Here is a 26,189-nt window from a genome sequence, read left to right as displayed (position 1 = left end):
TTGTCTTGAGCACCACGACCACCCTGATCACGGGCATCGGCAGCCTGGTCACCAACGACCCCGGGCAGGGCGCCGGGCCGCTCGGCCTGCTCACCGACGCGGCCGTGGTGGTCGACGGCGGCACCGTCGCCTGGGTCGGCCCGGCCGCGCAGGCCCCGGCGGCGGACGAGCGCTTCGACGCCGGGGGCCGGGCGCTGCTGCCCGGCTTCGTCGACTCGCACGCCCACCTGGTGTTCGCGGGGGACCGTACGGCCGAGTTCAACGCCCGGATGTCCGGGCAGGCGTACTCGGCGGGCGGCATCCGGACCACGGTGGCGGCCACGCGGGCCGCTTCGGATGCCGAACTGGAGGCCAACCTGGCCCGGTTCGTCCGGGAGGCGGTGCGGCAGGGCACCACCACCATCGAGTGCAAGTCCGGCTACGGGCTGACGGTCGAGGACGAGGCCCGGGCGCTGCGGATCGCCGCCGGGTACACCCCGGAGACGACGTACCTGGGCGCGCACGTGGTGGCGCCCGAGTACGCGGAGGACCCGGCCGGGTACGTGGAGCTGGTGACCGGCGAGATGCTGGACGCCTGTGCCCCGCACGCCCGTTGGGTGGACGTGTTCTGCGAGAAGGGCGCCTTCGACGGGGACCAGGCGCGGGCTGTCCTGACGGCGGGGATCGAGAAGGGCCTCACGCCGCGCGTGCACGCCAACCAGCTCACCTACGGGCCGGGCGTGCAGCTGGCGGTGGAGCTGGGGGCCGCCTCGGCGGACCACTGCACCCACCTGACGGACGAGGACGTGGCGGCGCTGGCGGGGTCGGCGACGGTCGCGACGCTGCTGCCGGGGGCGGAGTTCTCGACGCGGGCCGAGTACCCGAGCGGGCGCCGGCTGCTGGACGCGGGCGCGGTGGTGGCGCTGTCCACGGACTGCAACCCCGGTTCCAGCTTCACCAGTTCGATGGCGTTCTGTATTGCCGTGGCGGTGCGCGAGATGGGCATGACCCCGGACGAGGCGGTCTGGGCGGCCACCGCGGGCGGCGCCCGCGCCCTGCGGCGCAGCGACGTCGGCACCGTCACGGTCGGCGCCCGCGCCGACCTGCTGCTGCTGGAAGCGCCGTCGCATGTGCACCTGGCCTACCGCCCGGGTGTCCCCCTGACGGCGGCGGTCTGGCGCGCGGGCGTCCGCGAGGTCTGAACGGTGGGTTCGCGTCGCCCCGTCGAGCAGCTGCTCGACGGGGCGACGTGCTGTTCAGGGGGTGACGGTGAGGTGGTCGAACTCGCCGGCCTTGGCGGGGGCCTTACGGACTTCGCGGTCCGAACGGGCGATCACGTGGCAGGGGCCGGTACACGTGCCGACGTGTCCGTCCGCGGTCGCCAGGGCGGGCGGGTTCCTCGGCCGGGACACGGCAGCGCTTCCGGGCAGGCCGTGATCATTAGTCCAGGACGGGAATACTGCCCGAACCGTGTGGACAGGACACGCGGCCAGTCCATAGCGTCTCGCCCAGGCGGTCCAATCCGGGCCGAGCTGAAGGGGGTTGGCATGGCTCACCAGCGGCTCACGGGTGTCGGCGTCGGAGACTGCAAGGAGGGAGACTGCCCGAACGTCTACCTCACCGACCGGGGCACCCTCGTCTTCCAGGGGAACCAGTACGCGGAGCTGGCGGTGCCGGTACACGAAGGCGTCGTGGAGCTGCCCGAGCATGTCGTGAAGGAGGCCATTCGTGTTCTTGGATGGTGAGGACTGGCAGAGGCTTCTGCACGGTTTCTCGCGGTCGGCGTTCCGGCTTGAGACCCTGCCCGCTTACAAGGTCGCGGGGGAGGCGGAAGAGATCGAGGAGTTCCTGAACGGGTACCGGATCGACCCCGGTACCTACACGTCCGGCTGGACTGACAAGCTCAGGGCTCATACCGCGGCCGGTCGCACGGTTCAGCGCGTGCACATCGTTACCCGGCCGCTGAGTGACTACCTGCGGTACGAGTTCATGTACTACGCACCGCATGCCAGGGCCGGTGAGGACATCTACATTCTCGACCTGACCGACAGGCCGAACCCGGGCCTTCCGGCTCAGGACTTCTGGGCCTTCGACGATTCGACCGTGGTCCTGATGAACTACGAGCCCGACGGAACGCAGATCAACCGCGTGCTTGTCGAGGACGACGTCGAGAAGTACCGGGAATGGCGGCGGATCGCTGTGGCCGAGTCGGTGCCCTTCGTGGACTATGTGGAAGAGCACGGGTGGCAATAGACCCGGAAGAGCTGGGGCACAGTAGAAGTGACCTGGCAAAGGCCTTGAGGGAACTACGGGTTCAAGCCGGTCTCGCAGGAGACCGGCTTGCTCGGCGTTGTGGCATGACGCAGTCGAAGATCAGCAAGATCGAAACAGGCAGGACCGTGCCGTCCCTGGTGGACGTGGAGCTGATCCTGCGGGCCCTCGAAGTGCCGGCCGAGTTGGCGCGACAGGTGTTCGACCTGGCCCGTGTGGCGAATACCGAGTGGCAGGACATCCGCGCTCTGAGGAAGAAGGGCCTGGAGAGGAAGCAAGCCGAGCTCGCGGCGCTCGACCAGTCCTCCAGCGAGATCCGCTACTTCCTGATCTCGATGCTCAACACGCTGCTCGCCTCGCCCGAGTACGTGCGGGCGAGCCTCGCCCATGTGCCGGGAGACACCAGCAGGGCCGCCATGAAGAAACTGGAGCGCCAGACCGTCCTGTACGACGAGTCGAAGGCCTTCACCTTCGTACTCACCGAGCAGGCTGCCCGGTGGGCGCTCCTGCCGCCTCGGGCCATGGTCATGCAGATCGAACGACTCGTCTCCGTTTCCAGGCTCCCGAACGTCCGGCTCGGCGTGATTCCACTCGGGAAGCACATCCCGGAGAGCCCGCTGAACACCTTCACGGTGTACGACAGCAGCCTTGCCACGGTCGAGACGGAGACCGGAATCATCACGCTCCGGGACCGGCGGGACATCAAGGCGTACCGGGACGCGTTCGCCATGTACGAAGGTTATGCACTGTTCGGTGAGGAAGCCCGAGAGAAGCTGGCTGAGTGGTCGGCCCTCTTCCTCGGCGGTCTTTAGTCGAGCACGGGAATAATCGCCTTCCTCCCCTTTCGGTCCCCTTACTGTGGACTCCTCGCCTTGCGGCTGCTCTCCCGTGCGGTACCAGCGTCTCCGCTGACATCATCCCGATCGGTCTGATAATCGCGGATTTGGTGTCGGCGGTGCCGGTTGCGGGATCGTGGGCCCGCGCGAGCGGCGCGCGGGCCCCGTCAACGAAAGGGCGAACCCATGAAGAAGATCGCTGCGAAGCTCTGGCGGATCATCCGCGGCCCGATGCAGTGGCGCGTGCTGTGGCTGTGGCACTCGAAGTTCATGGTCGGGGTGACGGGCATCGTCCGCGACCAGGACGGCCGTGTGCTGCTGCTGAAGCACCGGATGTGGCCGGAGGGCCGGCAGTGGGGTCTGCCGACCGGCTACGCCGACAAGGGCGAGAGCTTCGAGGACACGATCGTGCGTGAGGTCCGGGAGGAAACCGGACTCACGGTGAAGGTGTGCGAGCTGGCGCACCTGAAGAGCGGCTACAAACTGCGTGTCGAAGTCGCCTACGAGGCCCTGTACGTCACTGGGCAGGTCAGGGCGGCTTCGTTCGAGATCCTGGAGGCTCGATGGTTCTCGCCGGACGAACTCCCCGGGGGAGTGCAGGAATCACATCGGCGACTGATCAGTCGTCGGCCGTACTGACCCTTGGTCGATCACTCACCCCCTCCTGCCTGGCGCCGAACGAGCACCTGTCCGGAGACCCCGCCGAGCGGGCCGAGTTGGCTCACCTGCTGGCCGCGCGACGGGCGACGGCATCGCTCGACCGGGCCCATCCGCACATCACGTTCTCACTGTTGCACTGGGTGGTCGACACATCGTCCGACGAGCCGGCCCGCGAAGTCTTTCGACAGGGTGCTGCCCTTCTGGCCGACCGCTACGGGGAATTGGGGCTGAGTCGACTGCTGCCGACTGACCGGGTGTGGGTGGGGGTGCGCTCGACCCGGCCCGACGCGTTCGGCGGCTTCCACCATCCGAACCAGGGGTACCGGCATGTGCAACTGGCGTCCGTGGTCACGAGGTACGGGCGGCTGAACGATCCCCGACCGGCGGCACCGGAACTGGTGGCGCTCGACCTCCTCCGTAGCTACGCGCACGACTGCCTGCACTGGGGGTCGTTCCGGGAGTACCGGCTCCAAGGCGAGCAAGTGATCCGGAGCCGTTACGGCATCAACCGCCGCGACCAGCACGGCCGGACGTACTCGTCCCAGGACAGGAGCGATGCTTCGTCGACGCGGAATCTCGACATCGTGATGGAGGGGGCCACGGATCGGGAGGCCCGGATGATCTCCGCTGCGGTGGCCGACCGTCTCGGCCTGGCCGAACGCATCGCGGCAGCCGATCGCCTGGCGTTCCGCGACACCACGGGACGGCTGGAGCCGAGCGATTTCGACCACGCAGAGCCTGGTGTCGCCACCCGCTTCCACCTGGCCATGGCCGGATATGAGCACGGCGTCGGCGCTCGCTACCAGCGCTTCCTCGCCGACATGGGCGGCCCGGAGGCGGACACGCTGCATGCGCTGATCATCGCGGCGGTGATCAGCGGCAATCTGTTCGGCCTTTCGAGCTGGCTCGATCAGCGGCACGGCCCCGAGGCTTTCCGTCGCACCTTCCGCTCGTCTGCCTACTCGGGGCCTGACCCCGATGAATGGACGACCACGGCAAGTCGTGCCTGATCCTTCGTGCTCAGCAGTCTCGTGCCCTGACTCTTCGAGTCGGCCGGCAAGCACGACCGGCAGGTCCGCTGGGGTGGGCCCGCCCACAACCGGACCGAACCGTTCGCCTCGCGCAGGAGGTCGGGTGGGCCGACTTCCTGCGGCTGCAAGCGACCATCGCTTCGACTACGAGAACAGCCGTGCTGGACGCGCCGTCGCACGTCCACCTGGCCTACCGGCCGGGCGTGCCGCTGACGGCGGCGGTCTGGCGGGCGGGCGGGCGGGCGGGAGGTCTGAGCGGTGGGTTCGCGTCGCCCCGTCGAGCCGGTGCTCGACGGGGCGACGTGCTGCTCAGGGGGTGGCGGTGAGGTGGTCGAACTCGCCGGCCTTGGCGCCCTGGAGGAACGTGGCGAACTTGAGGGACGCGGTGCGGACGATGACGTCTCCCTCATCGGACTCCCGGAGTTCAACTACCCCGTCGGCAGCCCGGACCTCAACGCATGCGTTGCTGGAGCCGGAGTAACTGGACTTCTGCCATGCAGGGCTGGTCATGAGGCCCAGGCTAGCCACCGGCGGCCTCTTGCGGGGGAGCAGGAGGCCGCCGGAACGATTCGCTCAGGGGTTGGTGGTGAGGTGGTCGAACTCGCCGGCCTTGGCGCCCTGGAGGAACATGGCGAACTTGAGGGACGTGGTGCAGACGATGACGTGTGCGTCGTCGGACTCCCGGAGTTCGACCAGCCCTTCACGTGCGCGCACCTCGACGCAGTTGCTGGACGCTTCGCTGAAGCTGGATTTCTGCCACTCGGAGCTATTCATACCTGTCGTTCAGTTCCTTCATGATCGAGCGAATGTAATCTCGCGACTCGCTCTCCGGGAGCGCGACGGCTTCGATGCGCTCAAAGATTGCGCGGTAGCCCGCCAGCTGGGCGGGTGAGTCGAAGACATGGGAGCCGTGGGACGAGTCGGCCTGGACCGTATCCAGCTCCGGCACTGGCCCCGCCGCGTAGACCAGGTTCTCACTGGGGCCGGGGAAGTCGGCCGTATCGAACGGTACGACTCGCAGCGAGACTCCCGGAAGCTCGGAGTCTTCGACGAGGGAGCCAAGCTGTTCCCTGAGTACTGCGGGGCCGCCGTACTGAATCCGCAGCGCTGCCTCGTGGACCAGCGCAACGTACGGCGTTTCACCGGATCGAATAGTTCGCTGCCTCCGCAGGCGGAACCCCACCCTGCGATCGACCTCGCGACCGGGGAGAGGAATGAAACCTGTCGCGAACACGGCGGCGGCATAGGGGATCGTCTGAAGCAGCCCCGGGATGAAGCCGATGTTGAAGCTCTTGAGCCTCTTCGCATGCCCCTCCATTTCCGCCACATCAATGGGGGCGGCTGTGAGGGTGTTGCGATACTCATCCCACCAGGCCCGATCTCGCTCCCCAGCCATCCCTGCGAGCGCGTCGACCAAGGGCGCGTTGGCACACATGCAAGCCTCCGCGATCTCGTGCAGGCGCTCCACGCTGACGGCGGACTTCCCGTTCTCCATCTGCGTCACCAGAGCTGGAGTCACACCGAGCAAGCGGGCGAGGTGGCTGCCTGCGAAGCCGGCCTGCTCTCGCATCCTCCGCAGCTCGGCGCCGAGTCGACGCTGGCGAAGGGTCGGGTTCTGGCGGTTGGCCATGGCGTCCTCTCTGCTGGTGCCGGCGCCAGTCTGCCGTGCCGCGAGCGGGGGTGGCCATCTGGGGTGCTACTCGATCGAGGGAACCTCCGCGCATCGAGATTAACCTTAAGCTCCGATGCGCTATCGTCGTTCACAGCTCGATCCGACGGATCGTCAGCAATGCCTGTATCCACGGCAGTAGGCGCCTGCTGCCCGCACACCGAAGAGCAACCGCCGCCCCGGCCTGGCTCACGGCGACGACCGTCATCCCCCTCCCCACACCACAGCCTCACGGAGGTTCCCGTGTGCACCCGTAACACCCCCTCGCTCACCCTCTCCCGCCAGGCCCTGCGGGACGCGATGACCCGTAGCGGCGGCTGGGACGCCGACAGCATCTTCAACGCCGAACTCGCCCTGATGGAGCTCGTCGTCAACGCCTGGCGGCACGGCGACACCCCCGCGCCCGTCGTCTGGTTCTCCGTCCTCGGCCGCACCCTCCGGGTCACCGTCTCCGACGAGAGCGACGCCCTCCCCTGGCGGCGAACCCCCGCCGACTCCGCCGAGTCCGGCCGGGGCCTCCAACTCGTGGAGGGCCTCACCCACCGCTGGGGCGTCGACCCGCAGAAGCGCGGCAAATCCATCTGGTACGAGCTGGACTGCCGCGCGTGACCGGCTACCCCGTCCGGCCGGAGGACCCCCGGATGCGTGGCTACACCAAACCCCACCTCGTGGCCCTTCTGGGCGAGTTGCACAGGCGCGGCCTGCCGCACGGGCTCCTCTGGGGGTCCGCCTCGCCGGGCGAGACCACCATCGACGGGCGCATCCTGATCGACTTCGGGAACGCTCCGGTGAGCACTCTGCTCAACCTCCTCCGCCTGCTCCGCGAACTGGACGATGACGACGAGGGAGGGCAGCCGTGAGGTTCTTCGTCGGCGCAGGCCTCCTCGCCCTCGGCGTCCTCGCGACCCTCAGGATGCCCCGCCCCGAGGCGCGCGACGAGCAGTACTGAAACACGCGAAGGCCCTCGCCCACCCAGGGCGAGGGCCTCGCGGGCATGGAGCCGGTCTTCGTCAGATCTCGTACAGATGGTGCGGGAGCGCTCGCTCCCAGACTGCTTCGAACGCGGTGGTGCACAGCGTCACGGCGTCCGGCTCTGTCGTGATCTCGTCCTCGACCACGGCGCCGTCCCCGGAGAAGTGGTGCACTCGAAGCAGCGCACCGTCGAACAGCCAGAAGTCGTTCCCGGGCAGGGGGATGCTCGTGGCCTGCCGCCGTGGCAGCCAGCGGACCTGCTCGCCGGCCGTGACGTTGGCGTGGGTGACGTAGTGCTCCCACCGGATGTACTCGGACACGGGCTCGGAGACCACCCGGGCTCGGCGAATGACCACGCCCCGCGCCACGGCGTCCGTGATCAACTGGTCATAGGGATGCCACCAGGACGCCTGGTCCTCCCAGTTGATCCGCTCACCGCGCTGCCAGGCCTCGAACCGATCCGTCGGGGCGTACGAGTCCCGCAGCTCCAGATGGACGGCGGACCGCTGGCACTGCTCAAGCAGCTCAGCGAAGCCGGGCACGCTCGATGGCATCACATGCCTCCCTGATCATGGGCACCGGCCCGTTCGCTGGGCAGGCGTTCGGTGGCGCGGTGCTGATCACTTCATTCCCAACGAGCGGCGCAGGAAGTGCAGTTCGTGGTGCAGCAGGTTTTCCACCACCGCCTCGTCGGTGGGCCGGTGGCCGGTGGCGCGTAGGGGGAGGACCTCGTGCGGGCGGCCGGCGGCGAGGAGGGCGGCGGACAGCCGCAGGGTGTGGGCGGGGTAGACGTTGTCGTCCGCGAGGCCCTGGATCAGCAGCAGCGGACGGCGGAGCTCCGGCGCCAGGGCGATCAGCGAGCCGCTGTCGTAGTGCTCGGGATGCTCGTCGGGGTGGCCGAGGAAGCGCTCCTGCCAGTGGGTGTCGTAGAACCGCCAGTCGGTGGGGGCGGCTCCGGCGGAGGCGGCGTGGAAGACGTCCGGGCGCCTCAGTACGGCGAGGGCGGCGAGGTAGCCGCCGTAGGACCAGCCGCGGATGCCGACCCGGTCGAGGTCGAGCAGCCCGGGCCGCAGCCGGGCGGCCGCCCGCAGGCCCTCGACCTGGTCCGCCAGCGGGAGCGTCGCCTTGTCGCCGTACACGGCCTTCTCCCACCGGGGCCCGCGGCCGGGGGTGCCCCGGCCGTCCACCACGAGCACCGCGAAGCCCTGGTCGGCGAACCACTGCGAGACCTGGTCCCACCAGAAGCCGCCGGTGGTGGCCTTCTGCATCGCGGGCCCGGCGTACGGGTCGAGCAGGACGGGCAGCGGGCCGTCCCCGGGGCGGTGGCCGGCGGGGAGGAAGAGCGTGGCGCGCAGGGCGTGTGGGCCGAGCCTGAGCAGCTCGGGCGCGGCAGTGACGACGGGCGGCTCGGCGTACGAGGTGAGCGGGCGGGGTGCCGAGCCCTCCCGCAGAGCGGTTGTGAAGCCGCCGGGGTGTCCCGGGGTCCGGGTGGTGAGCACCAGCGTGCCGCCGCGCCGCACGCCGGTGTGCAGCCCGGGGCCGTCGCTCAGCCGACGGATGCCGCCGTCCGGTCCGTACGTCCAGAGGTGGGTCTCGGTGGGCTCCTCGGAGGCGGTGAACAGCACCTGCTCGCCCTCCGTGCCGAGCACCGCGCGCAGCTGGAGCCCGGGCGGGGTGACCGGTTCGCCGTCGACGGTCAGGTGCCGGGTGTCGCCGAGGTCGGCGGTGTCCACCAGGGCGCCGGCCGCGGTGCGGGCGGGCAGGCCGGGCAGCAGCTCGACCCAGTGGGCGTCCCGGCGCTCGGCGAGCGGCCGGATGGTGCCGTCCGGCTCGACGGCCACCACAAGGACGGTGCGCTGGTCGCGGCTCTGTACGGCGGCGTACGGGCCGTGGCCGTCCCAGCCGGCGGCGGTCAGGTACTCGAAGGCGGTGCGGTCCCAGCGGACCTCGGTGTCGCTGCCGTCGAGGCCGAGCAGCCGCAGGGTGACCTCGGCGTTGGCGGTGCCGGCGAGCGGGTAGCGGACGGCGCGCGGCGGGCGGTGCGGGTCGGAGGGGTCGGCCGGGAAGAGCCGGGCGAGCGGGCGGTCGTCGACCCGGGCGACCAGCAGCGCGGTGCCGTCGGGGGACCACCAGTGGCCGCGGTCGCGGTGCATCTCCTCGGCGGCGACGTACTCGGCGAGCCCGTAGGAGACGTCCTCGGCCTCGGGTTCGGCGAGCGGGCGGTCGTCGGTGCCGTCGACGCCGACCACCCGCAGGGCGCCGCCGCGGACGTAGGCGATCCGGCGCCCGGTCGGGTCGAGCCTGGGGTCCTGCGGCGGGCCGGGGACGGGGACGGCGCGGACGGTGCCGGCGGCGGTGTCGGCCAGCCACAGGGCGCCGTCCAGGGCGAAGGCGGCGAGCGTGCCGGCGGCGTCGGTGCTGTACGCGGCGATGCCCTCGTCGGCGCCCAGCGCGGCCGGGTCGGCGAGCAGCCGTTCCTGGCCGGTGGCGGTGTCCAGGGCCCAGAGGCAGGCGAGCGGGTCGGTGCCGGAGCGGCCGCGCAGGAAGAGCACGGTGGCGCCGTCCGCCGAGGGCTCGGGCCGGGTGGGGACGCCCAGGGTGAAGCGCCGGGTGCGGGCCAGCTGGCGGGGTAAGGAGGGGGTCGTCATGCCGGGCACCATAGGCACGGCCGACGGGCTCCTGTCGAGCGGGAAAAGCACTCGGGGCCGCCGCGGATCCTGGAATCCACGGCGGCCCCGGAGCGGGCGGGGACGGGCGTCAGTGCACGTCGCCCATGAGGGCCTGGACCTTCTTGCGGTAGGTGAAGATGGCGAACCCGGCGAGGGCCGCGAGCGACGCCTGCATCGCGATGATCCCGGTGCCGTTGAGGCTGACGCCGGCCAGCGAGAGCAGGCTGGTGGTGCAGTCACCGGCGGTGACGGCGAGGAACCAGACGCCCATCATCTGGGAGGCGTACTTGCGCGGTGCCATCTTGGTGGTGACCGAGAGGCCGACCGGGGAGAGGCAGAGCTCACCGATGGTCTGGATCAGGTAGATCGAGACGAGCCAGAGCGGGGAGACCAGGGTGCCGTTGTCCGCCATGGTCATCGGGATGATGAAGACGAAGAACGAGACGCCGACCAGGAGCAGGCCGATCGAGAACTTCACGATGGTGTTCGGCTCCTTGTCCCGGCGGGACAGCCAGAGCCACAGCCAGGCGAAGACCGGCGCGAACGCCATCACGAACAGCGGGTTCAGCGACTGGTACCAGGTGGCCGAGAAGCCGAGGCCGAACAGGGAGTCCGCGGTCTTCTTGTCCGCGAACAGGGAGAGCGTCGACCCGCCCTGGTCGTAGATCATCCAGAAGATCGCGGCCGCGGCGAAGAACCAGATGTACGCGGACATCTTGGACTGTTCGTCGGCGGTCAGGTCCTTGTCGCGCTTGATCCGGGTCAGCACGGTGATCGGGATCAGCAGACCGGCGATGGTCAGCGGGACGAGGGCCCAGTTCAGCGTGTAGACGCCCAGGCCGGCCACGACGCCGTAGAAGGCGGCGACGCCGAGCACCGTCAGGCCGGCCTTCTTCAGCAGGCGCTTGCGCTCCTCGGGCAGCAGCGGGTTGGGGACCTCGCTGCTCACCGGGTTCAGGTGGCGGCTGCCGAGCAGGAACTGGGTCAGGCCGAGGGCCATGCCGATCGCGGCCAGACCGAAGCCCAGGTGCCAGTTGTACTCCTTGCCGATCGTCCCGATGACGAACGGGGCGACGAAGGCACCGAGGTTGATGCTCATGTAGAAGACGGTGAACCCACCGTCGCGGCGCGGGTCCTCGGGGCCGTTGTAGAGCTGGCCGACCATCGTGGAGATGTTGGCCTTCAGCAGCCCGGAACCGAGCGCGACCAGGAGCAGGCCGAGGAAGAACGCCGCCTGGCCCGGGACGGCCAGCGCGATGTGGCCGGACATGATCACGAACCCGGCGATGGCGACGGTCTTGCGGGCGCCCCAGACCCGGTCGCCGAACCAGCCGCCCGGGTAGGCCATGAGGTAGACCATCGAGACGTAGACGGAGTAGATCGCCGTCGCCGTCGTCGCCTTCATGGCGAGGCCGCCGCCCTGGCTGCCGACGGCGGCGTCGGCGCCACCGGAGACCAGGTAGTAGATGAGCAGGGCGCGCATGCCGTAGTAGGAGAAGCGCTCCCACATCTCGGTCATGAACAGCGTGGCGAGACCTCGGGGATGCCCGAGGAAGGTCTTGCCGCTGGGAGATGCCGACGTCGCGTCGGTGTCCAGGGTCTTAGACGCCATGAGTAGTGGTTCCTTGCCTGACAGCGTCCGCGTAGGGGGGTGGGCGGCGGACGTGGACCAAACCACTCTACGTGGCGACATTTGGCTCTATCAGATGACAAAAGTCTTGAATCAGGTATGTGAATGGCAAAGTTGGCGACAAATCTGCCCGATCTATCGATGGTAGATGGGCGTGTCTTCCTTCGGTTTCAAGATCCAACAGGCGATTCTTCACCGAAGGGCCGGTCTGTTGCGCCCTGTTGAGCCCGATTGCGGCCTTGTATAACGATCACGCTCTGTGAACTACCTCACAGGGCGTACGGGGATACCCCGGCGGACTACCATCACCACATGACCTGTGTGCTGCTCGCCGAGGACGATCCGGCGATCTCCGAACCGCTCGCCCGGGCCCTGCGACGCGAGGGCTATGAGGTGCTCGTCCGCGAGGACGGTCCGACCGCACTCGCCGCCGGCCTCACCGAGGAGGTCGACCTCGTCGTCCTGGACCTCGGCCTGCCCGAGATGGACGGCCTGGAGGTCTGCCGCCGCCTGCGTGCCGACGGCAAGAGCTGCCCCGTCCTGGTGCTCACCGCCCGCGCGGACGAGGTGGACACCGTGGTCGGCCTGGACGCCGGTGCCGACGACTACGTCACCAAGCCCTTCCGCCTGGCCGAACTGCTCGCCCGCGTCCGGGCCCTGCTCCGGCGCGGCAACGTCGACCAGCTCACCACCGGCGCGCACGGGGTGAAGATCGACATCGAGTCCCACCGCGCCTGGCTCGGCGACGAGGAGCTCACCCTCTCCGCCAAGGAGTTCGAGCTGCTGCGCGTCCTGGTCCGGGACGCCGGCCGGGTGGTCACCCGCGAGGAGATCATGCGGCAGGTCTGGGACACCACGTGGTGGACCTCCACCAAGACCCTGGACATGCACATCTCCTGGCTCCGCAAGAAGCTCGGCGACGACGCGGCCAACCCGCGCTACATCGCCACCGTGCGCGGCGTGGGGTTCCGGTTCGAGAAGAATTGACCCTGACGGAGACCGGGCCCTCGGCCCGCGGCGGCGGAACACCCCGGGGAGCGGCAGCGTGAAGCGCAGGATGATCAACTCGCTGCTGGGCGTCGTCCTGGTGGTCGTCGTGGTGTTCTGCGTGCCGCTCGCCCTGGTCGAGAAGCGGACCATCGTCAACTCGGCCCAGGACCGGGTGGACGCCGCCGCCGTCCGGGTGCTCGCCCTGGTCGAGAGCCGGCTCGCCGCGGGCGAGCCGGTCACCGGGCGGGCCTTCGAGAGCCAGGTCACCGAGGGCAGCTACGTCGAGGTGCAGGTGCCCGGCCAGCCGGTGGTCTCCGCCGGCGAGCGCCCGGCCGGGAACCACCTGCTGAAGGCCGTCGAGCGGGGCAACAGCGGCGAGACCGTCACCGTCGAGCAGTCCCGCGAGGACGTCGACCACGAGATCGCCAACAACCTGTTGCTGCTCGGCGTGGTCGCCCTGCTGGCCGTCCAGGCCGCGGTGGCGCTCGCCGTCTGGCAGGCCAAGCGGCTCGCCCGGCCGCTCACCGACCTCGCCGAGACCGCCGAGCGGCTCGGCTCCGGCGACCCGCGCCCGCGCGACCGCCGCTACGGGGTGCCCGAGCTCGACCGGGTCGCCGAGGTGCTGGACACCAGCGCCGAGCGGATCGCCCGGATGCTCACCGCCGAGCGCCGGCTCGCCGCCGACGCCTCGCACCAGCTGCGCACCCCGCTCACCGCGCTCTCCATGCGGCTGGAGGAGATCACCGCCCTCGCCGAGGAGCCGGAGACGGTCAAGGAGGAGGCGACCATCGCCCTCCAGCAGGTCGAGCGGCTCACCGACGTGGTCCAGCGGCTGCTCACCACCCAGCGCGACCCGCGCAGCCCCACCGCCGTCGCCTTCGACCTGGACGAGGTGATCAAGCAGCAGGTGGAGGAGTGGGGCCCGACGCTGCGGGAGCAGGGCCGGGTGCTCTCCCTGGAGGGGCTGCACGGGGTCACCGCGGTCGGCACCCCGGGGACGGTCGCCCAGGTGCTGGCCACCCTGATCGAGAACTCGCTGATGCACGGCGCCGGGACGATCACCCTGCGGATCCGGCCCTCCGGCACCTCGGTGGTGGTCGAGGTCCAGGACCAGGGCGCCGGTGTGCCGCCGGACCTCGGCAACCGGGTGTTCGAGCGCGCGGTCAGCGGGCGCAACTCCACCGGCATCGGGTTGGCCGTCGCCCGCGACCTCGCGGAGGCGGACGGCGGGCGGCTCGAACTGCTCTCGCTGAAGCCGGCGGTGTTCGCGCTCTTCCTCGGGCGCAGCCACCAGGACTGAGGGCCTGAGGCCGGCCGGGACACGGCAGGATCCGGCAAGGGGGATCCGGTGGGGGGATACGGCCGGGGATGCGGCGAGCCCCGGCGGCCGGGTTCGGCGCGCCGGGGCTGCGCGGGGTACGAGGGCGGTGCGAGGACCGCGGGGCCTACTCGGCCTTGGCGAGCCGGATCCGCTCGGTGGCCAGCATCAGCTCGGCCTGCGCGGCCAGCTCCTGGCCGGCGGCGGCGCCCACCGACTGCTGGGCGGGCAGCTCGACGGTCTCCGGCACGGCCTTGAACACCCAGGTGCGGTACGAGACGAAGCGGAACACGGTGGCCACGGCGAGGCCGATCACCTTGGCGCCGATCTGCTCGTAGTGCGAGCGCAGGTCGAGCACGTACACCGAGAAGCCGAGGACGCCGGTCTCGATCAGCATGCCGATGCCGCTGTAGACCAGGAAGAGCGTGATCTCCCGCTTGCGGGAGGCGGCGTCGCGGTCCCGGTAGAGCCAGTAGCGGTAGCCCAGGTAGTTGGTCGCGATCGCGATCACCGTCGCGACGATGTTCGACCGCACCGAGGCCAGGCCCATGCCGTTGAGGCAGACCCAGAACACGGCGAAGTTGACCACCACGCCGCTCAGGCCGACGATGCCGAACTTCACCACTTCGCCCTTGAGCCCACGCAGCTTCTGCGCGAGTGAGGGTTCCGAAGCCGTGTTCGTCGCCATACCGGAGTGCCTCCATGTGCCTGCTGGTCGAAAGGGCCGGTCGCGGTCGCGCGGCCGCCCCTTGAGCCCTGCGTGCACGCACATGATCGGACCGCGCAGACCAGGACCTAGCCGTCCAGGCTACCCGCTTCCATCGAACGGCTCAGCCCCCAGGGCGCCAGGTTGACATCTACGCGCGTCCGCTCCAGTGGCCCCACCTGCGGCTCCACCGCCCCCGACCGGCCCGGATATCCTGGGCCGCGTGACTTCCCCGGGCAATGTGAATTTTCCAGTGGTGGGCATGATCGGTGGCGGGCAGCTGGCCCGCATGGCACACCAGGCGGGCATCCCGCTCGGGGTCAGGTTCAAACTCCTCGCCGACACGCCCCAGGACTCCGCCGCACAGGTGGTCTCCGACGTCGTCCTCGGTGACTACCGCGACCTCGACACCCTGCGCGCCTTCGCCGCCGGCTGCGACGTGATCACCTTCGACCACGAACACGTCCCCACCGAGCACCTGCGGGCCCTGGAGGCCGACGGCATCGCCGTCCGCCCCGGCCCGGAGGCGCTGGTCAACGCCCAGGACAAGGGCGTGATGCGGGCCAAGCTGGACTCCATCGACGTGCCCTGCCCCCGGCACCGGCTCGTCGCCGACCCGGCCGACGTGACCGCCTTCGCGAACGAGGGCACCGGGTACCCGGTCGTCCTGAAGACCGTCCGCGGCGGTTACGACGGCAAGGGCGTCTGGGTCGTCGACGACGAGGAGCAGGCGCACGCCCCGTTCCTGGCCGGCGTCGCGGTGCTGGCCGAGGAGAAGGTCGACTTCGTCCGCGAGCTGGCCGCCAACGTCGTCCGCTCGCCCAGCGGCCAGGCCGTCGCCTACCCGGTGGTGGAGAGCGTCCAGGAGAACGGCGTCTGCGCCGAGGTCACCGCCCCCGCGCCGGACCTCGACCCGGCCCTGTCCGACGAGGCCCAGCAGCTCGCCCTGCGGATCGCCGGGGACCTCGGCATCGTCGGCCACCTCGCCGTCGAGCTGTTCCAGACCCGCGACGGCCGCATCCTCGTCAACGAGCTGGCCATGCGCCCGCACAACTCCGGGCACTGGACCCAGGACGGCGCCGTCACCTCGCAGTTCGAGAACCACCTGCGGGCCGTCCTCGACCTCCCGCTGGGCGACCCCCGCCCGCGCGCCAGGTGGACCGTCATGGTCAACGTCCTCGGCGGCGACTACCCGGACATGTACCACCCCTTCCTGCACTGCATGGCCCGCGACCCCGGGCTGCGGATCCACATGTACGGGAAGGACGTGAAGCCCGGCCGCAAGGTCGGCCACGTCAACGTCTTCGGGGACGACCTCGAAGACGTCCGCGAGCGCGCCCGCCACGCGGCCGCCTACCTGCGAGGAACGATCACCGAATGACCAACCCCCTCATCGGCATCGTGATGGGCTCGGACTCCGACTGGCCGGTCATGGAGGCCGCCGCCCAGGCCCTGGACGAGTTCGAGGTCCCGTACGAGGTGGACGTCGTCTCCGCCCACCGGATGCCCCGCGAGATGGTCGCGTACGGCGAGCAGGCCCACGGGCGCGGCCTGAAGGCGATCATCGCGGGCGCCGGCGGCGCGGCCCACCTGCCGGGCATGCTCGCCTCGGTCACCCCGCTGCCCGTCATCGGCGTGCCGGTGCCGCTGCGGTACCTGGACGGCATGGACAGCCTGCTGTCGATCGTCCAGATGCCGGCCGGCGTGCCGGTGGCGACCGTCTCGGTGGCCGGCGCGCGCAACGCCGGCCTGCTCGCGGTGCGGATGCTCGCCGCCTTCGACCCCGAGCTCACCGAGAAGATGACCGACTTCCAGGCCGAGCTGAACAACCAGGCCACCGAGAAGGGCCGGAAGTTGCGCGCCAAGGTGGCCGGTTCCGCGTCCTTCGGCTTCGGCAAGTAGTTCGGCCACCCGCGGGCGTGGGGTAGAACAGCACGCATGACCGCTGACCTGGACTCCCCCACCCCGCTGGACCGCGCCCGCGCCCTGCTGCGCACCGCCCCCGTGGTGGACGGCCACAACGACCTCCCCTGGGCGATGCGCGAGCAGGCCGGGTACGACCTCGGCGCGCTCGACCTCGCCGCCGACCAGAGCGACCGGCTGCACACCGACCTCGCCCGCCTCGCGGAGGGCGGCGTCGGCGCCCAGTTCTGGTCCGTCTACGTCCCCTCCTCGCTGGCCGGCGACCACGCCGTGAGCGCCACCCTGGAGCAGATCGACTTCGTCCACGCCCTGGTGGAGCGCTACCCGGACCGGCTGCGCCTGGCCCGTACCGCCGCCGACATGGAGGCCGCCCGCGCCGAGGGCCGGATCGCCTCCCTGATGGGCGCCGAGGGCGGCCACTCCATCGACTGCTCGCTGGCCACCCTGCGCGCCCTGTACGAGCTGGGCGTCCGGTACCTGACGCTCACCCACAACGACAACGTGCCGTGGGCGGACTCCGCGACCGACAAGCCGGCGGCCGGCGGGCTGACCCGGTTCGGCGAGGAGGTCGTCCGGGAGATGAACCGGCTCGGCATGCTGGTCGACCTCTCGCACGTCTCCGCCGACACCATGCGCGACGCCCTGCGGGTGAGCGAGGCGCCGGTGGTCTTCTCCCACTCCTCCTCGCGCGCGGTCTGCGACCACCCGCGCAACATCCCGGACGACGTGCTCGCCCAGCTGCCCGCCAACGGCGGCGTGGCGATGGCGACCTTCGTGCCGAAGTTCATCCTGCCCGCCGCCATCGAGTGGACCGTCGCCGCGGACGGGAACATGCGCGCCCACGGCTTCCACCCGCTGGACACCACCCCGCCGGCCATGGAGCGCCAGCGCGCCTTCGAGGCCGCCAACCCGCGCCCGATCGCCACCCCGGCCACCGTCGCCGACCACCTCGACCACATGCGCGAGGTGGCGGGCATCGACCACATCGGCATCGGCGGCGACTTCGACGGCACCGCCTTCCTGCCGGACGGCCTGGACTCGGTGGCCGGCTACCCCAACCTGGTCGCCGAACTCCTCGGCCGCCACTGGTCGGAGGCCGACCTGGCCAAGCTCACCTGGCACAACGCCGTCCGCGTCCTGCGCGACGCCGAGTCGGCGGCCGCCGGGCTGCGGGCGGGCCGCCGCCCGTCCATCGCCACCATCGCGCAGCTGGACGGCCCGGCCTCCTAGCCCAGCAGCGGGATCTCGATGGCCGGGCACCGGTCCATCACCATGGCCAGCCCGGCCTCCCGCGTCCGCCCGTACGCGGCCTCGTCCACCACGCCCAGCTGGAACCAGACCGCCTTCGCCCCGATGGCGACCGCCTCGTCCGCGACCTCCCCGGCGAGGTCGGACCGGACGAACACGTCCACCACGTCGACCGGGAACGGGATCTCGGCGAGCGAGGCGTAGCCCCGCTCGCCGAGGACCGTCTCGGCCTTCGGGTGCACGGGCACGATCCGCTTGCCGTACTCCTGGAGCACCCGGGCCACCCCGTACGCGGCCCGGGCGGTGTTGGTGGACAGGCCCACCACCGCCCAGGTGTCACCGGTGCGGGTGAGGATCTCGCGGACCGCCGCGTCGTCGCCGTAGCTCGTCATGCCGGTGGGAACGCCGGGCGGCGGTGCGGGATTCCTGCCCGGTCAGCTCGGGCGGCCCAGGGCGCGGTAGGTCCAGCCGGCGGCGCGCCAGGCCTCGGCGTCCAGGACGTTGCGGCCGTCGAGGAGGCGGCGTTCGGCGACCACGGCGCCGAGGACGGCCGGGTCCAGCTCGCGGAACTCGGACCACTCGGTGAGGTGGAGGACGACGTGGGCGCCCTCGGCTGCCTCCAGGGCGGAGTGGGCGTAGGCGAGGGAGGGGAACATCTTGCGGGCGTTGTCCACGGCCTTGGGGTCGTAGACGGTGACCTGGGCGCCCTGGAGCTGGATCTGGGCCGCCACGTTGAGGGCGGGGGAGTCCCGGATGTCGTCCGAGTTGGGCTTGAAGGCGGCGCCGAGGACGGCGACCCGGCGGCCCAGGAAGCCGCCGCCGCACTGCTCGCGGGCCAGCTCGACCATCCGGGAGCGGCGCCGCATGTTGATCGAGTCGACCTCGCGCAGGAAGGTCAGCGCCTGGTCGGCGCCGAGTTCGCCGGCCCGGGCCATGAACGCGCGGATGTCCTTGGGCAGGCAGCCGCCGCCGAAGCCGAGGCCGGAGTTGAGGAACTTGCCGCCGATCCGCTCGTCGTAGGCGAGCGCCTTGCTGAGCTGGGTGACGTCCGCGCCGGCCGCCTCGCAGACCTCGGCCATCGCGTTGATGAAGGAGATCTTGGTGGCCAGGAAGGAGTTGGCGGCCGCCTTGACCAGTTCGGCGGTCGCGTAGTCGGTGACCATGAACGGCACCCCGGCCGCGATCGGCTCCGCGTACACCTCGCGCAGCAGCCGCTCGGCCCGCTCGCTGTGGGCGCCGACCACGATCCGGTCCGGCCGCAGGGTGTCCCGCACGGCGAAGCCCTCGCGCAGGAACTCCGGGTTCCAGGCGAGTTCGGCGCCCTCGCCGACCGGCGCCAGCGCGGCCAGCCGTTCGGCCAGCCGGGCCGCCGAGCCGACCGGGACGGTCGACTTGCCGACCACCAGGGCGGGGCGGGTCAGGTGCGGCGCGAGCTCGTCCAGCGCGGTGTCGACGTACGACATGTCGGCGGCGAACTCGCCCTTGCGCTGCGGGGTGTTGACGCAGATGAAGTGCACGTCGCCGAACTCGGCGGCCTCCCGGGCGGAGGTGGTGAAGCGCAGCCGTCCGGTCGAACCCTCGTGCCCTGCCACGTGCTTGAGCAGCAGTTCGGACAGCCCGGGCTCGTACATCGGGACCCGCCCTGCGGTCAGCATGGCGATCTTGTCCGGGTCGATGTCCAGGCCCAGCACCTCGAAGCCGAACTCGGCCATCGCGGCGGCGTGCGTGGCGCCGAGGTAGCCGGTGCCGATCACGGAGATGCGGAGGGTCACGGGTTCTCCTTGGATGCGGACGCGACCAGTACGGATGCCCTGATGCTATCCGCCCGCCGGGGGCGCCCCGGGATCACCTGCACGCCGGAGGGGCCGTCCCGCCGGTCGCCCCCGGGGCGCGGACATGAACGACCGGGCCGCCGCTGGACGCTAGGCAGCCGCAGGTCGGCGCCCTAGGATCTCTACTGAACGGTAGTTAACCGCGGATTCGACTCGCACCGGGCGTCGATCGGACCTCGATCGGGCCTCGCCCGGGCGTCGGTCACTGAACGACGAGGCAGGCATCATGGCGGGCAGCGCAGGGGCGGCTGACTTCGATCTCTTCCGGATCTCCGAGGAGCACGGGATGCTCCGTGAGGCGGTGCGTTCGCTGGCCGAGGCGAAGATCGCTCCGTTCGCGGCGGAGGTGGACGAGCAGGGGCGGTTCCCGCAGGAGGCGTTGGACGCGTTGCGGGGCAACGACCTGCACGCGGTGCACGTGCCGGAGGAGTACGGCGGTGCGGGGGCGGACGCGCTGGCGACGGTGATCGTGATCGAGGAGGTGGCGCGGGTGTGCGCGTCGTCCTCGTTGATCCCGGCGGTGAACAAGCTGGGGTCGCTGCCGGTGCAGCTGTCGGGTTCGGAGGAGTTGAAGGCGAAGTACCTGGGGGCGCTGGCGCGGGGCGAGGGGATGTTCTCGTACTGCCTGTCGGAGCCGGAGGCGGGTTCGGACGCGGCGGGGATGAAGACCCGGGCGGTGCGCGACGGGGACTTCTGGGTGCTGAACGGGGTGAAGCGCTGGATCACCAACGCGGGCGTCTCCGAGTTCTACACGGTGATGGCGGTGACGGATCCGGAGAAGCGGTCGAAGGGCATCTCGGCGTTCGTGGTGGAGAAGGGCGACGAGGGGGTGTCCTTCGGTGCGCCGGAGAAGAAGCTGGGTATCAAGGGGTCGCCGACGCGTGAGGTGTACTTCGACAACGTGCGGATCCCGGCGGACCGGATGATCGGTGCGGAGGGGACGGGTTTCGCGACGGCGATGAAGACCCTGGACCACACCCGGGTGACGATCGCGGCGCAGGCGATCGGGATCGCGCAGGGTGCGCTGGACTACGCGAACGGGTACGTGCGGGAGCGCCGGCAGTTCGGGAAGGCGATCGCGGAGTTCCAGGGTGTGCAGTTCATGCTGGCGGACATGGCGATGAAGCTGGAGGCGGCGCGGCAGTTGACGTACGCGGCGGCGGCGAAGTCGCAGCGGGGGGACGCGGATCTGACGTTCTTCGGTGCGGCGGCGAAGTGCTTCGCGTCGGACGCGGCGATGGAGATCACGACGGACGCGGTGCAGTTGCTGGGCGGGTACGGGTACACGCGGGACTACCCGGTGGAGCGGATGATGCGGGACGCGAAGATCACGCAGATCTACGAGGGGACCAACCAGGTCCAGCGGATCGTGATGGCCCGCAACCTCCCGTAACGCGCACACACACGCACCGGCGTTACAGCCACGGCCCCCGACCGCCCGTCCGCGGTCGGGGGCCGGAAAACCGTGCGACGGCGGGCGGCCGCGCTCCGTAGGCTGCCCGCCATGTCCTCCACGCCCGCCGCGACGACCACGCCGTCCGCACCGCCCGCCACGCTCAGCCTGGCCCCGATCACCCCCGAGAACATCGACGCCGCCCTCGCCCTGCGGGTCCGTCCCGACCAGGAGCACCTGGTGGCGCCGGTGGTGAAGTCGCTGGCCGAGGCGTACGCGTACGGGGAGACGGCCTGGCCCCGGCTGATCCTGGAGGACGGCCGGCCGGTCGGCTTCGTGATGGCCTTCTTCGACATCGTCTTCCACCCCGACCGCCCCGGGGACCGCCCCCGCTCCGGCCTGTGGCGGCTGCTGGTCGACGCCGGGCAGCAGCGCGGCGGGTACGGCCGCTTCGCCGTCGAGCAGGTCTGCGCCGAGATCCGCCGCCGCGGCGGCACCCGCGCCACCGTCACCTACCACCCGGGCCCGGACGGCCCGGCGGAGTTCTACGCCCGCCTCGGCTTCCGCCCGACCGGCGAGCTCAGCGGCGACCAGGCCGTCGCCGAACGGGAGTTGTAGGACCGCCACGGCCAGCCGCGGGCCGGCGGCCGCCGGGTAGGGTCCGGGGCCATGACCGAGCCGGGCTTCCTCACCGAGACCAGGGCGTTCTACGACGCCGTCGCCACCGAGTACACCGATCTCTTCCGGGACGCGCTGGACCGCATGCCGATGGACCGGGCGATGCTGGCGCTCTTCGCCGACCTGGTCCGCGCCGAGCGGCCGGACGGCAGGACGGCCGAAGTCGGCTGCGGCCCGGGCCGGATGACCGGGCCCCTGCACGGCCTCGGCGTGGACGTGCACGGGATCGACCTCTCGCCGCGGATGGTCGAGCTGGCCCGGAAGGCCCACCCGGAGGTGCCGTTCAGCGTCGGCTCGATGTTCGACCTCCCCTTCCGGGACGGGGAGTTGACCGGCGTGGTGGCCTGGTACTCGATCATCCACACCCCGGCGGATCGGCTCCCCGAGGTGTTCGCCGAGTTCGCCCGGGTGCTCGCCCCCGGCGGCCACCTGATGCTCGCCTTCCAGGTCGGCGACCGGCCCCTGCACCTGGAGCGGCCGTTCGGGCAGCCGGTGTCGCTGGACTTCCGCCGGCTGCGGCCGGAGCACGTCGAGGAGCTGGCCCGGGAGGCCGGCCTGCCGGTCACCTCCCGTACGGTCCGGGAGCCGGAGGGCGACGAGAGGACCCCGCAGGCCTACCTGCTGGCCCGCAAGCCGGTGGCCGGGGGCTGAACCGGAGGCCGGATGCCGAACGCCGCGCCGAACGCCGACGGCCGCACGTCAGGCGGCCGGGGCCGATGGCTGCCCGGAGGCGGTCGCGATCACCTCGTCCAGCACCTCGCGGGAGCGGAGCAGGTCGTCGATCGTCCGGTCGATCCGCTGGCGCTCCGCGGTGAGCTCCTCCACCAGGAGCGGGGTGGCGATCTCGTTCGGGCTGCCGTCGGAGTCCCGCATGCAGGGGAGGATCTTGTAGATGGTCCGGCTGTGCAGTCCGGCCGCGAACAGCTCCTGGATGTGCACCACCCGGTCGACGGCGGCCTCCGGGTACTCCCGGTGGCCGCCCTCGGTGCGGCGGGCGGCCAGCAGGCCCTGCTGCTCGTAGTAGCGCAGCGAGCGCTCGCTCACACCCGTCCGCCGGGCCAGTTCGCCGATCCGCATGCCGTCCACCCCGTCCCGTCCCGTGCCGCCGTCGCCGTCCGCCGTCGCCGTTCACCGGCCCCGCCCGCCGTCGCGGATCGGGCCGCCCGGAAACCTGACATCGATGGTAGCTTCCCGGTCCCGGCGCGGGGGGCGGAACCGGATAACACAGCGGTGTCCGGCCCGGCCCGACCGGGGGTGACGCGCGAGGAACAGGCGATCGTGCCATGATCCCTGCATGTCTTCCAACGTTTTCTTCGACATCGAGATCAACGGCGAGGCGGCCGGCCGGATCGTCTTCAAGCTCTACGACGACGTCGTCCCCAAGACCGCCCAGAACTTCCGCGAGCTGGCCACCGGCCAGAACGGCTTCGGCTACGAGGGCTCCGGCTTCCACCGCGTGATCCCGGCCTTCATGCTCCAGGGTGGTGACTTCACCAACCACAACGGCACCGGCGGCAAGAGCATCTACGGCGAGAAGTTCGCCGACGAGAACTTCAAGATCAAGCACGACCGCCCGGGTCTGCTGTCGATGGCCAACGCCGGCCGCAACACCAACGGCTCGCAGTTCTTCATCACCACCATCGTCACCGACTGGCTGGACGGCAAGCACGTCGTCTTCGGCGAGGTCCTCGAGGGCATGGACCTGGTCAAGAAGATCGAGGGCCTCGGCTCGCAGAGCGGCCGCACCTCGGCCAAGATCACCATCGCCAAGTCCGGCGTGGTCGCCTAAGCACCGCCGCCACCTGGCACGCACCGCCCCGGAGCGGGACGTCGGATCTTCCGATCTCCCGCTCCGGGGCGGTTTCGCGTCCGCCCCCGTACCCGCGCCCGCGCCCGGACGCCGCCCGGTTCCCGCCCCCTTTCGCGCCGGGCGCCGCCGTGCGGCGGGCAGGGTAGCCCGGAGCGCGGCCGTCCGGGCCGGAACCGGGCAATCGTGCGGCCTGCCTGCGCCGGAGCCCTACGCTCGATTCGGACGCGGCCCCAGCCGCGGCCGAACTCGACTTTGCGGCAAGGTGGTTGACCGATGATGGAGCAGGGCGCCGACGACGGCGAGGTGACCTACGAACAGGTGACGGTGGTCTCCCTGGCCGGCTGTGAGCCGGTCGGCCCGGCGCGGTTCGCCGTCCGGGTCGCCCGCGAGGGCATGACCGTCAAGCGGGTGGCGGGCTACTGGGTGCGCTGGGACGAGCGGTGGGGTCCGGAGGAGGTCCGCCACCACTCCCGCTGGATCGCGGACGAGGAGTACGTGCGGCCGGACACCGGCAGCCTGGAGGGCACCCTCGCGGTGATGGTCGCCGCGTACTGGACGGACCCGGCGGGCGCCTTCCCGCGCCGCCCGGGCACCGAGACCGTGGTGACCTTCCGGCCGGGCGAGACCGAGCACGAGCTGGTGCTGGAGCAGCCCGCGCCGCCCGTGTCGGCGGCCGCCGCCGCGCACCGCCCGGCCTCGCTGTCGGTGCAGCTGACCCACGCGCGCTGGCTGGGCGGCGACGGGCAGCCGATCCACTACGGCTTCTCGGGCGCGACCGAGGAGGCGGCCGGCGGCGAGGGGGAGTGGCTGGTCCGCTTCCCGGAGTGCGGCACCGGGCTGCTGCCGTACGTCTAGGCCGCATGGCACGTCCCGTACCCCCGCGCGTTCAGGCGGGGCTCGGAGCGGGCCGGGCCGGCGCCGCCGCGGGCCCCCAGTCGCCCGCCCGCGTCCCCACCTTGCGCGCCGGTGCGCCGGCCCAGATCTCGCCGGGGCCGGTCGAGCGGGTGAGCACCGCGTTGGCCCCGACGACGGTGCCCGCGCCGACGGTCAGCACGCCCTCCTTGCACACCACCTTGGCGCCCGCGCACAGCACCGCCCCGTCCTCGACCACCACCCGCCGCATCGCGCTCTCCTCCTGCGGCACCCAGGGGTCGGCCCGGCCGATGGTCACGCCGTTGTAGAGCGTCACGCCGGCGCCGAGGGTGGTGTACGGGTGCAGCACGGTGCCGAAGCCGCGGTGGAAGACCATCAGCCCGGGCCCGATCTCGCAGGCGGCGGGCACCTCCATCCCGTACAACGCGAGCGCCTCCTGGACCAGGCGGCCCAGGAGGCGGTGGCGACGGCGGCGGATCAGTGCGGTGACGAGTGGCATCCACTCATTGTGGTGGAGCGGTCACGCGAAGTGGCCGACTACTTGAACTCCGGCACCGCAGTGTCGTTCTTGAAGGCGTCGAAGACCTGCTTGGACTTGCCGGCGTCCCAGAGCACGGCGGACTCGCCGGTCTTGGTCCGGTAGTCCGGGTTGCCGATCGGCACGGTCAGCGACTTGCCGCTGCCGCCGTTGACGTCCTTCATGGCGAGGAAGAGCGAGCCGAGGTCGGTCAGCCCGCAGTCCTCGTCGACGATCAGGGTGCCGAGCGCGGAGTCGACCAGCGGGTAGAAGGTGAACGGGTTCATCAGGTTGCCCGGGGAGGCGGCCTGGTGGGCGAGGGCGCCGAGGAACTTCTGCTGGTTGCGCATCCGGCCGAGGTCCTGGTCGGCCATCTGGTGGCGCTGGCGGACGAAGGCCAGGGCCTGCTTGCCGGTGAGGGTCTGGTCGCCGGCCTTGAGGTCGAGCCCGGAGTCCTTGTCCTTGACGTCCTGGTCGATCTTCATCTCGACGCCGCCGATCGAGTCGACGATGCCGACGAAGCCGCCGAAGCCGATCTCGGCGTAGTGGTCGATCCGTATGCCGGTGTTCTGCTCGACGGTCTGGACCAGGAGGCGGCCGCCGCCGTTGCCGAAGGCCGAGTTGATCTTCGCGGTGGTGCCCTTGACCGGCTTGCCGTTGCTGCCCGGGTGCTCGGGGATCGGCACCCAGGAGTCGCGCGGGATGCTCATCAGGGTGTTCCCGTTGTCCCCGACGTGCAGGATCATCATCGAGTCGCTGCGCTTGCCCTCGGTGTCGTGCCCGGTGTGCAGGTCGTCCTGCTCGGAGTCGGTGAGGCCCTGGCGGCTGTCGGAGCCGACGATCAGCCAGTTGGTGCCCTTGCCCGCGGCGGGGCGGCCGGGGTAGTCGGCGAGCACGTTCTCGTGGTTGAGCTTGGAGTCCGCCCAGAACCAGGTGGAGACGGCGGTCACCATGACGGCGATCAGCAGGCCGAAGACCGACCACTTCACGATCCGCCGCCGCGGCCAGCGCCGGGCCTGGGCACCGGGCGGGCGGGTGCCGCCGGGGCCTCCGGGACCGCCGGGGCGGCCCTGACCACCCTGGCCCCCCTGCCCGCCGGGCCCGCCCGGGCCGCCGGGACCGCCAGGACCACCGGGGCGCCCCGGGCCGCCGGGACGGGCGCCGGGTGCACCGGCCCCCTGCGG

31 protein-coding genes are annotated in these 26,189 nt (G+C 71.1%); 18 read left to right on the top strand and 13 right to left on the bottom strand.

The genetic code is table 11. The annotated features are described in order from the left end of the window. Positions 1-5 precede the first annotated feature (5 nt). On the top strand, positions 6-1,181 hold the full coding sequence (gene hutI / locus ACFY4B_RS33190; RefSeq protein ID WP_387974221.1) for an imidazolonepropionase: 1,176 nt from the start codon (positions 6-8) through the stop codon (positions 1,179-1,181). Between the two features lie 54 nt (positions 1,182-1,235). On the opposite strand, the gene ACFY4B_RS33185 is transcribed toward hutI, so the two are convergent. Then, positions 1,236-1,391, bottom strand: a complete 156-nt coding sequence (locus tag ACFY4B_RS33185) for a hypothetical protein (protein WP_387974218.1) — start codon at positions 1,389-1,391, stop codon at positions 1,236-1,238. A gap of 135 nt (positions 1,392-1,526) precedes the next feature. On the opposite strand from ACFY4B_RS33185, the gene ACFY4B_RS33180 reads away from it, so the two are divergent. The 5 genes from ACFY4B_RS33180 (at position 1,527) to ACFY4B_RS33160 (ending at position 4,756) form a co-directional block, all read left to right on the top strand. Then, positions 1,527-1,724 carry a hypothetical protein gene (locus ACFY4B_RS33180; RefSeq protein WP_387974216.1) on the top strand — a complete coding sequence of 66 codons (198 nt, stop codon included), beginning with the start codon at positions 1,527-1,529 and terminating at the stop codon, positions 1,722-1,724. Next, complete coding sequence (locus ACFY4B_RS33175) at positions 1,708-2,232, top strand: DUF6879 family protein (protein WP_387974213.1); 525 nt, start codon at positions 1,708-1,710, stop codon at positions 2,230-2,232. The genes ACFY4B_RS33180 and ACFY4B_RS33175 overlap by 17 nt, the downstream gene beginning before the upstream one ends. Further along, entirely contained in the window at positions 2,223-3,062 is an 840-nt protein-coding gene (locus tag ACFY4B_RS33170) for a helix-turn-helix transcriptional regulator (RefSeq protein WP_117488129.1), read from the top strand. The genes ACFY4B_RS33175 and ACFY4B_RS33170 overlap by 10 nt, the downstream gene beginning before the upstream one ends. A 210-nt stretch (positions 3,063-3,272) precedes the next feature. Further along, positions 3,273-3,725: an NUDIX domain-containing protein gene (locus ACFY4B_RS33165; RefSeq protein WP_117488127.1), complete on the top strand. Its 453-nt coding sequence runs from the start codon at positions 3,273-3,275 to the stop codon at positions 3,723-3,725. 77 nt (positions 3,726-3,802) lie between these two features. Then, positions 3,803-4,756, top strand: a complete 954-nt coding sequence (locus ACFY4B_RS33160) for a hypothetical protein (protein WP_387974210.1) — start codon at positions 3,803-3,805, stop codon at positions 4,754-4,756. A 330-nt stretch (positions 4,757-5,086) separates the two neighbouring features. On the opposite strand, the gene ACFY4B_RS33155 is transcribed toward ACFY4B_RS33160, so the two are convergent. From ACFY4B_RS33155 to ACFY4B_RS33145, 3 genes are all read right to left on the bottom strand, one after another. Next, on the bottom strand, positions 5,087-5,287 hold the full coding sequence (locus ACFY4B_RS33155) for a DUF397 domain-containing protein (RefSeq protein WP_387974207.1): 201 nt from the start codon (positions 5,285-5,287) through the stop codon (positions 5,087-5,089). A 63-nt stretch (positions 5,288-5,350) separates the two neighbouring features. Next, positions 5,351-5,551 carry a DUF397 domain-containing protein gene (locus tag ACFY4B_RS33150; protein ID WP_117488124.1) on the bottom strand — a complete coding sequence of 67 codons (201 nt, stop codon included), beginning with the start codon at positions 5,549-5,551 and terminating at the stop codon, positions 5,351-5,353. Next, positions 5,544-6,407, bottom strand: coding sequence for a helix-turn-helix domain-containing protein (locus tag ACFY4B_RS33145; RefSeq protein WP_387974204.1), 864 nt, complete (start codon positions 6,405-6,407; stop codon positions 5,544-5,546). Before ACFY4B_RS33145 ends, ACFY4B_RS33150 begins: the two co-directional genes overlap by 8 nt. A 282-nt stretch (positions 6,408-6,689) precedes the next feature. On the opposite strand from ACFY4B_RS33145, the gene ACFY4B_RS33140 reads away from it, so the two are divergent. Beyond that, complete coding sequence (locus ACFY4B_RS33140; RefSeq protein WP_387974201.1) at positions 6,690-7,055, top strand: ATP-binding protein; 366 nt, start codon at positions 6,690-6,692, stop codon at positions 7,053-7,055. Then, positions 7,052-7,306 (top strand): hypothetical protein, encoded by a 255-nt coding sequence (locus tag ACFY4B_RS33135; protein WP_387974198.1) that lies wholly within the window; start codon positions 7,052-7,054, stop codon positions 7,304-7,306. Before ACFY4B_RS33140 ends, ACFY4B_RS33135 begins: the two co-directional genes overlap by 4 nt. Positions 7,307-7,456: 150 nt before the next feature. Here the strand turns inward: ACFY4B_RS33135 and ACFY4B_RS33130 are convergent, their stop codons facing one another. The 3 genes from ACFY4B_RS33130 to ACFY4B_RS33120 all read right to left on the bottom strand — a co-directional run bounded on the left by ACFY4B_RS33130 (position 7,457) and on the right by ACFY4B_RS33120 (position 11,699). Further along, positions 7,457-7,972 (bottom strand): DUF6879 family protein, encoded by a 516-nt coding sequence (locus ACFY4B_RS33130; RefSeq protein WP_049650025.1) that lies wholly within the window; start codon positions 7,970-7,972, stop codon positions 7,457-7,459. A gap of 66 nt (positions 7,973-8,038) precedes the next feature. Continuing rightward, positions 8,039-10,066 (bottom strand): prolyl oligopeptidase family serine peptidase, encoded by a 2,028-nt coding sequence (locus tag ACFY4B_RS33125; protein ID WP_387974195.1) that lies wholly within the window; start codon positions 10,064-10,066, stop codon positions 8,039-8,041. Positions 10,067-10,175: 109 nt separating this feature from the next. Continuing rightward, positions 10,176-11,699, bottom strand: a complete 1,524-nt coding sequence (locus tag ACFY4B_RS33120; RefSeq protein ID WP_117488113.1) for a peptide MFS transporter — start codon at positions 11,697-11,699, stop codon at positions 10,176-10,178. Between the two features lie 330 nt (positions 11,700-12,029). On the opposite strand from ACFY4B_RS33120, the gene ACFY4B_RS33115 reads away from it, so the two are divergent. Further along, positions 12,030-12,704, top strand: a complete 675-nt coding sequence (locus tag ACFY4B_RS33115; RefSeq protein WP_030058577.1) for a response regulator transcription factor — start codon at positions 12,030-12,032, stop codon at positions 12,702-12,704. A 58-nt stretch (positions 12,705-12,762) separates the two neighbouring features. Continuing rightward, complete coding sequence (locus ACFY4B_RS33110) at positions 12,763-14,007, top strand: ATP-binding protein (RefSeq protein WP_049650022.1); 1,245 nt, start codon at positions 12,763-12,765, stop codon at positions 14,005-14,007. Between the two features lie 145 nt (positions 14,008-14,152). Here the strand turns inward: ACFY4B_RS33110 and ACFY4B_RS33105 are convergent, their stop codons facing one another. Beyond that, positions 14,153-14,713, bottom strand: coding sequence for a GtrA family protein (locus ACFY4B_RS33105; RefSeq protein ID WP_387974192.1), 561 nt, complete (start codon positions 14,711-14,713; stop codon positions 14,153-14,155). A 259-nt stretch (positions 14,714-14,972) separates the two neighbouring features. Between ACFY4B_RS33105 and ACFY4B_RS33100 the strand changes: the two genes are divergently transcribed. From ACFY4B_RS33100 to ACFY4B_RS33090, 3 genes are read left to right on the top strand one after another with little or no spacing between them, the layout of a single operon-like run. Continuing rightward, a complete protein-coding gene (locus tag ACFY4B_RS33100) occupies positions 14,973-16,112 on the top strand; it encodes a 5-(carboxyamino)imidazole ribonucleotide synthase (RefSeq protein WP_049650020.1) in 1,140 nt (379 codons plus the stop codon). Then, positions 16,109-16,633: a 5-(carboxyamino)imidazole ribonucleotide mutase gene (purE, locus tag ACFY4B_RS33095; protein ID WP_049650019.1), complete on the top strand. Its 525-nt coding sequence runs from the start codon at positions 16,109-16,111 to the stop codon at positions 16,631-16,633. Before ACFY4B_RS33100 ends, purE begins: the two co-directional genes overlap by 4 nt. 36 nt (positions 16,634-16,669) lie before the next feature. Further along, the gene (locus ACFY4B_RS33090) at positions 16,670-17,884 is read left to right on the top strand and encodes a dipeptidase (RefSeq protein WP_074003877.1); all 1,215 of its coding nucleotides are present in this window, start codon (positions 16,670-16,672) and stop codon (positions 17,882-17,884) included. On the opposite strand, the gene ACFY4B_RS33085 is transcribed toward ACFY4B_RS33090, so the two are convergent. Together ACFY4B_RS33085 and ACFY4B_RS33080 are read right to left on the bottom strand one after the other, a co-directional pair. Continuing rightward, positions 17,881-18,294: a CoA-binding protein gene (locus ACFY4B_RS33085; RefSeq protein ID WP_074003876.1), complete on the bottom strand. Its 414-nt coding sequence runs from the start codon at positions 18,292-18,294 to the stop codon at positions 17,881-17,883. The genes ACFY4B_RS33090 and ACFY4B_RS33085 overlap by 4 nt on opposite strands. Positions 18,295-18,336: 42 nt before the next feature. Next, on the bottom strand, positions 18,337-19,674 hold the full coding sequence (locus ACFY4B_RS33080; RefSeq protein ID WP_049650016.1) for a UDP-glucose/GDP-mannose dehydrogenase family protein: 1,338 nt from the start codon (positions 19,672-19,674) through the stop codon (positions 18,337-18,339). 286 nt (positions 19,675-19,960) lie between these two features. Between ACFY4B_RS33080 and ACFY4B_RS33075 the strand changes: the two genes are divergently transcribed. From ACFY4B_RS33075 to ACFY4B_RS33065, 3 genes are all read left to right on the top strand, one after another. Next, positions 19,961-21,127, top strand: coding sequence for an acyl-CoA dehydrogenase family protein (locus ACFY4B_RS33075; protein ID WP_049650015.1), 1,167 nt, complete (start codon positions 19,961-19,963; stop codon positions 21,125-21,127). A gap of 111 nt (positions 21,128-21,238) precedes the next feature. Further along, on the top strand, positions 21,239-21,745 hold the full coding sequence (locus ACFY4B_RS33070) for a GNAT family N-acetyltransferase (RefSeq protein ID WP_375876628.1): 507 nt from the start codon (positions 21,239-21,241) through the stop codon (positions 21,743-21,745). Between the two features lie 51 nt (positions 21,746-21,796). Further along, the gene (locus ACFY4B_RS33065; RefSeq protein ID WP_387974186.1) at positions 21,797-22,456 is read left to right on the top strand and encodes a class I SAM-dependent methyltransferase; all 660 of its coding nucleotides are present in this window, start codon (positions 21,797-21,799) and stop codon (positions 22,454-22,456) included. Between the two features lie 48 nt (positions 22,457-22,504). Here ACFY4B_RS33065 and ACFY4B_RS33060 read toward each other — a convergent pair whose 3' ends face one another. Continuing rightward, positions 22,505-22,882: a MerR family transcriptional regulator gene (locus ACFY4B_RS33060; protein ID WP_049650041.1), complete on the bottom strand. Its 378-nt coding sequence runs from the start codon at positions 22,880-22,882 to the stop codon at positions 22,505-22,507. Between the two features lie 217 nt (positions 22,883-23,099). On the opposite strand from ACFY4B_RS33060, the gene ACFY4B_RS33055 reads away from it, so the two are divergent. Both ACFY4B_RS33055 and ACFY4B_RS33050 read left to right on the top strand, forming a co-directional pair. Next, positions 23,100-23,594 (top strand): peptidylprolyl isomerase, encoded by a 495-nt coding sequence (locus tag ACFY4B_RS33055; RefSeq protein ID WP_049650012.1) that lies wholly within the window; start codon positions 23,100-23,102, stop codon positions 23,592-23,594. Between the two features lie 294 nt (positions 23,595-23,888). After that, on the top strand, positions 23,889-24,470 hold the full coding sequence (locus tag ACFY4B_RS33050) for a hypothetical protein (RefSeq protein WP_049650011.1): 582 nt from the start codon (positions 23,889-23,891) through the stop codon (positions 24,468-24,470). A 31-nt stretch (positions 24,471-24,501) separates the two neighbouring features. On the opposite strand, the gene ACFY4B_RS33045 is transcribed toward ACFY4B_RS33050, so the two are convergent. Together ACFY4B_RS33045 and ACFY4B_RS33040 are read right to left on the bottom strand one after the other, a co-directional pair. Next, the gene (locus ACFY4B_RS33045) at positions 24,502-24,987 is read right to left on the bottom strand and encodes a hypothetical protein (protein ID WP_049650010.1); all 486 of its coding nucleotides are present in this window, start codon (positions 24,985-24,987) and stop codon (positions 24,502-24,504) included. A 38-nt stretch (positions 24,988-25,025) separates the two neighbouring features. Further along, positions 25,026-25,994 carry an LCP family protein gene (locus ACFY4B_RS33040; RefSeq protein WP_387831195.1) on the bottom strand — a complete coding sequence of 323 codons (969 nt, stop codon included), beginning with the start codon at positions 25,992-25,994 and terminating at the stop codon, positions 25,026-25,028. Positions 25,995-26,189 lie beyond the last annotated feature (195 nt).

Source organism: Kitasatospora sp. NPDC001261 (assembly GCF_042896795.1).
Lineage (GTDB): Bacteria > Actinomycetota > Actinomycetes > Streptomycetales > Streptomycetaceae > Kitasatospora.
This window is presented reverse-complemented; position numbering and strand designations above follow the sequence as displayed.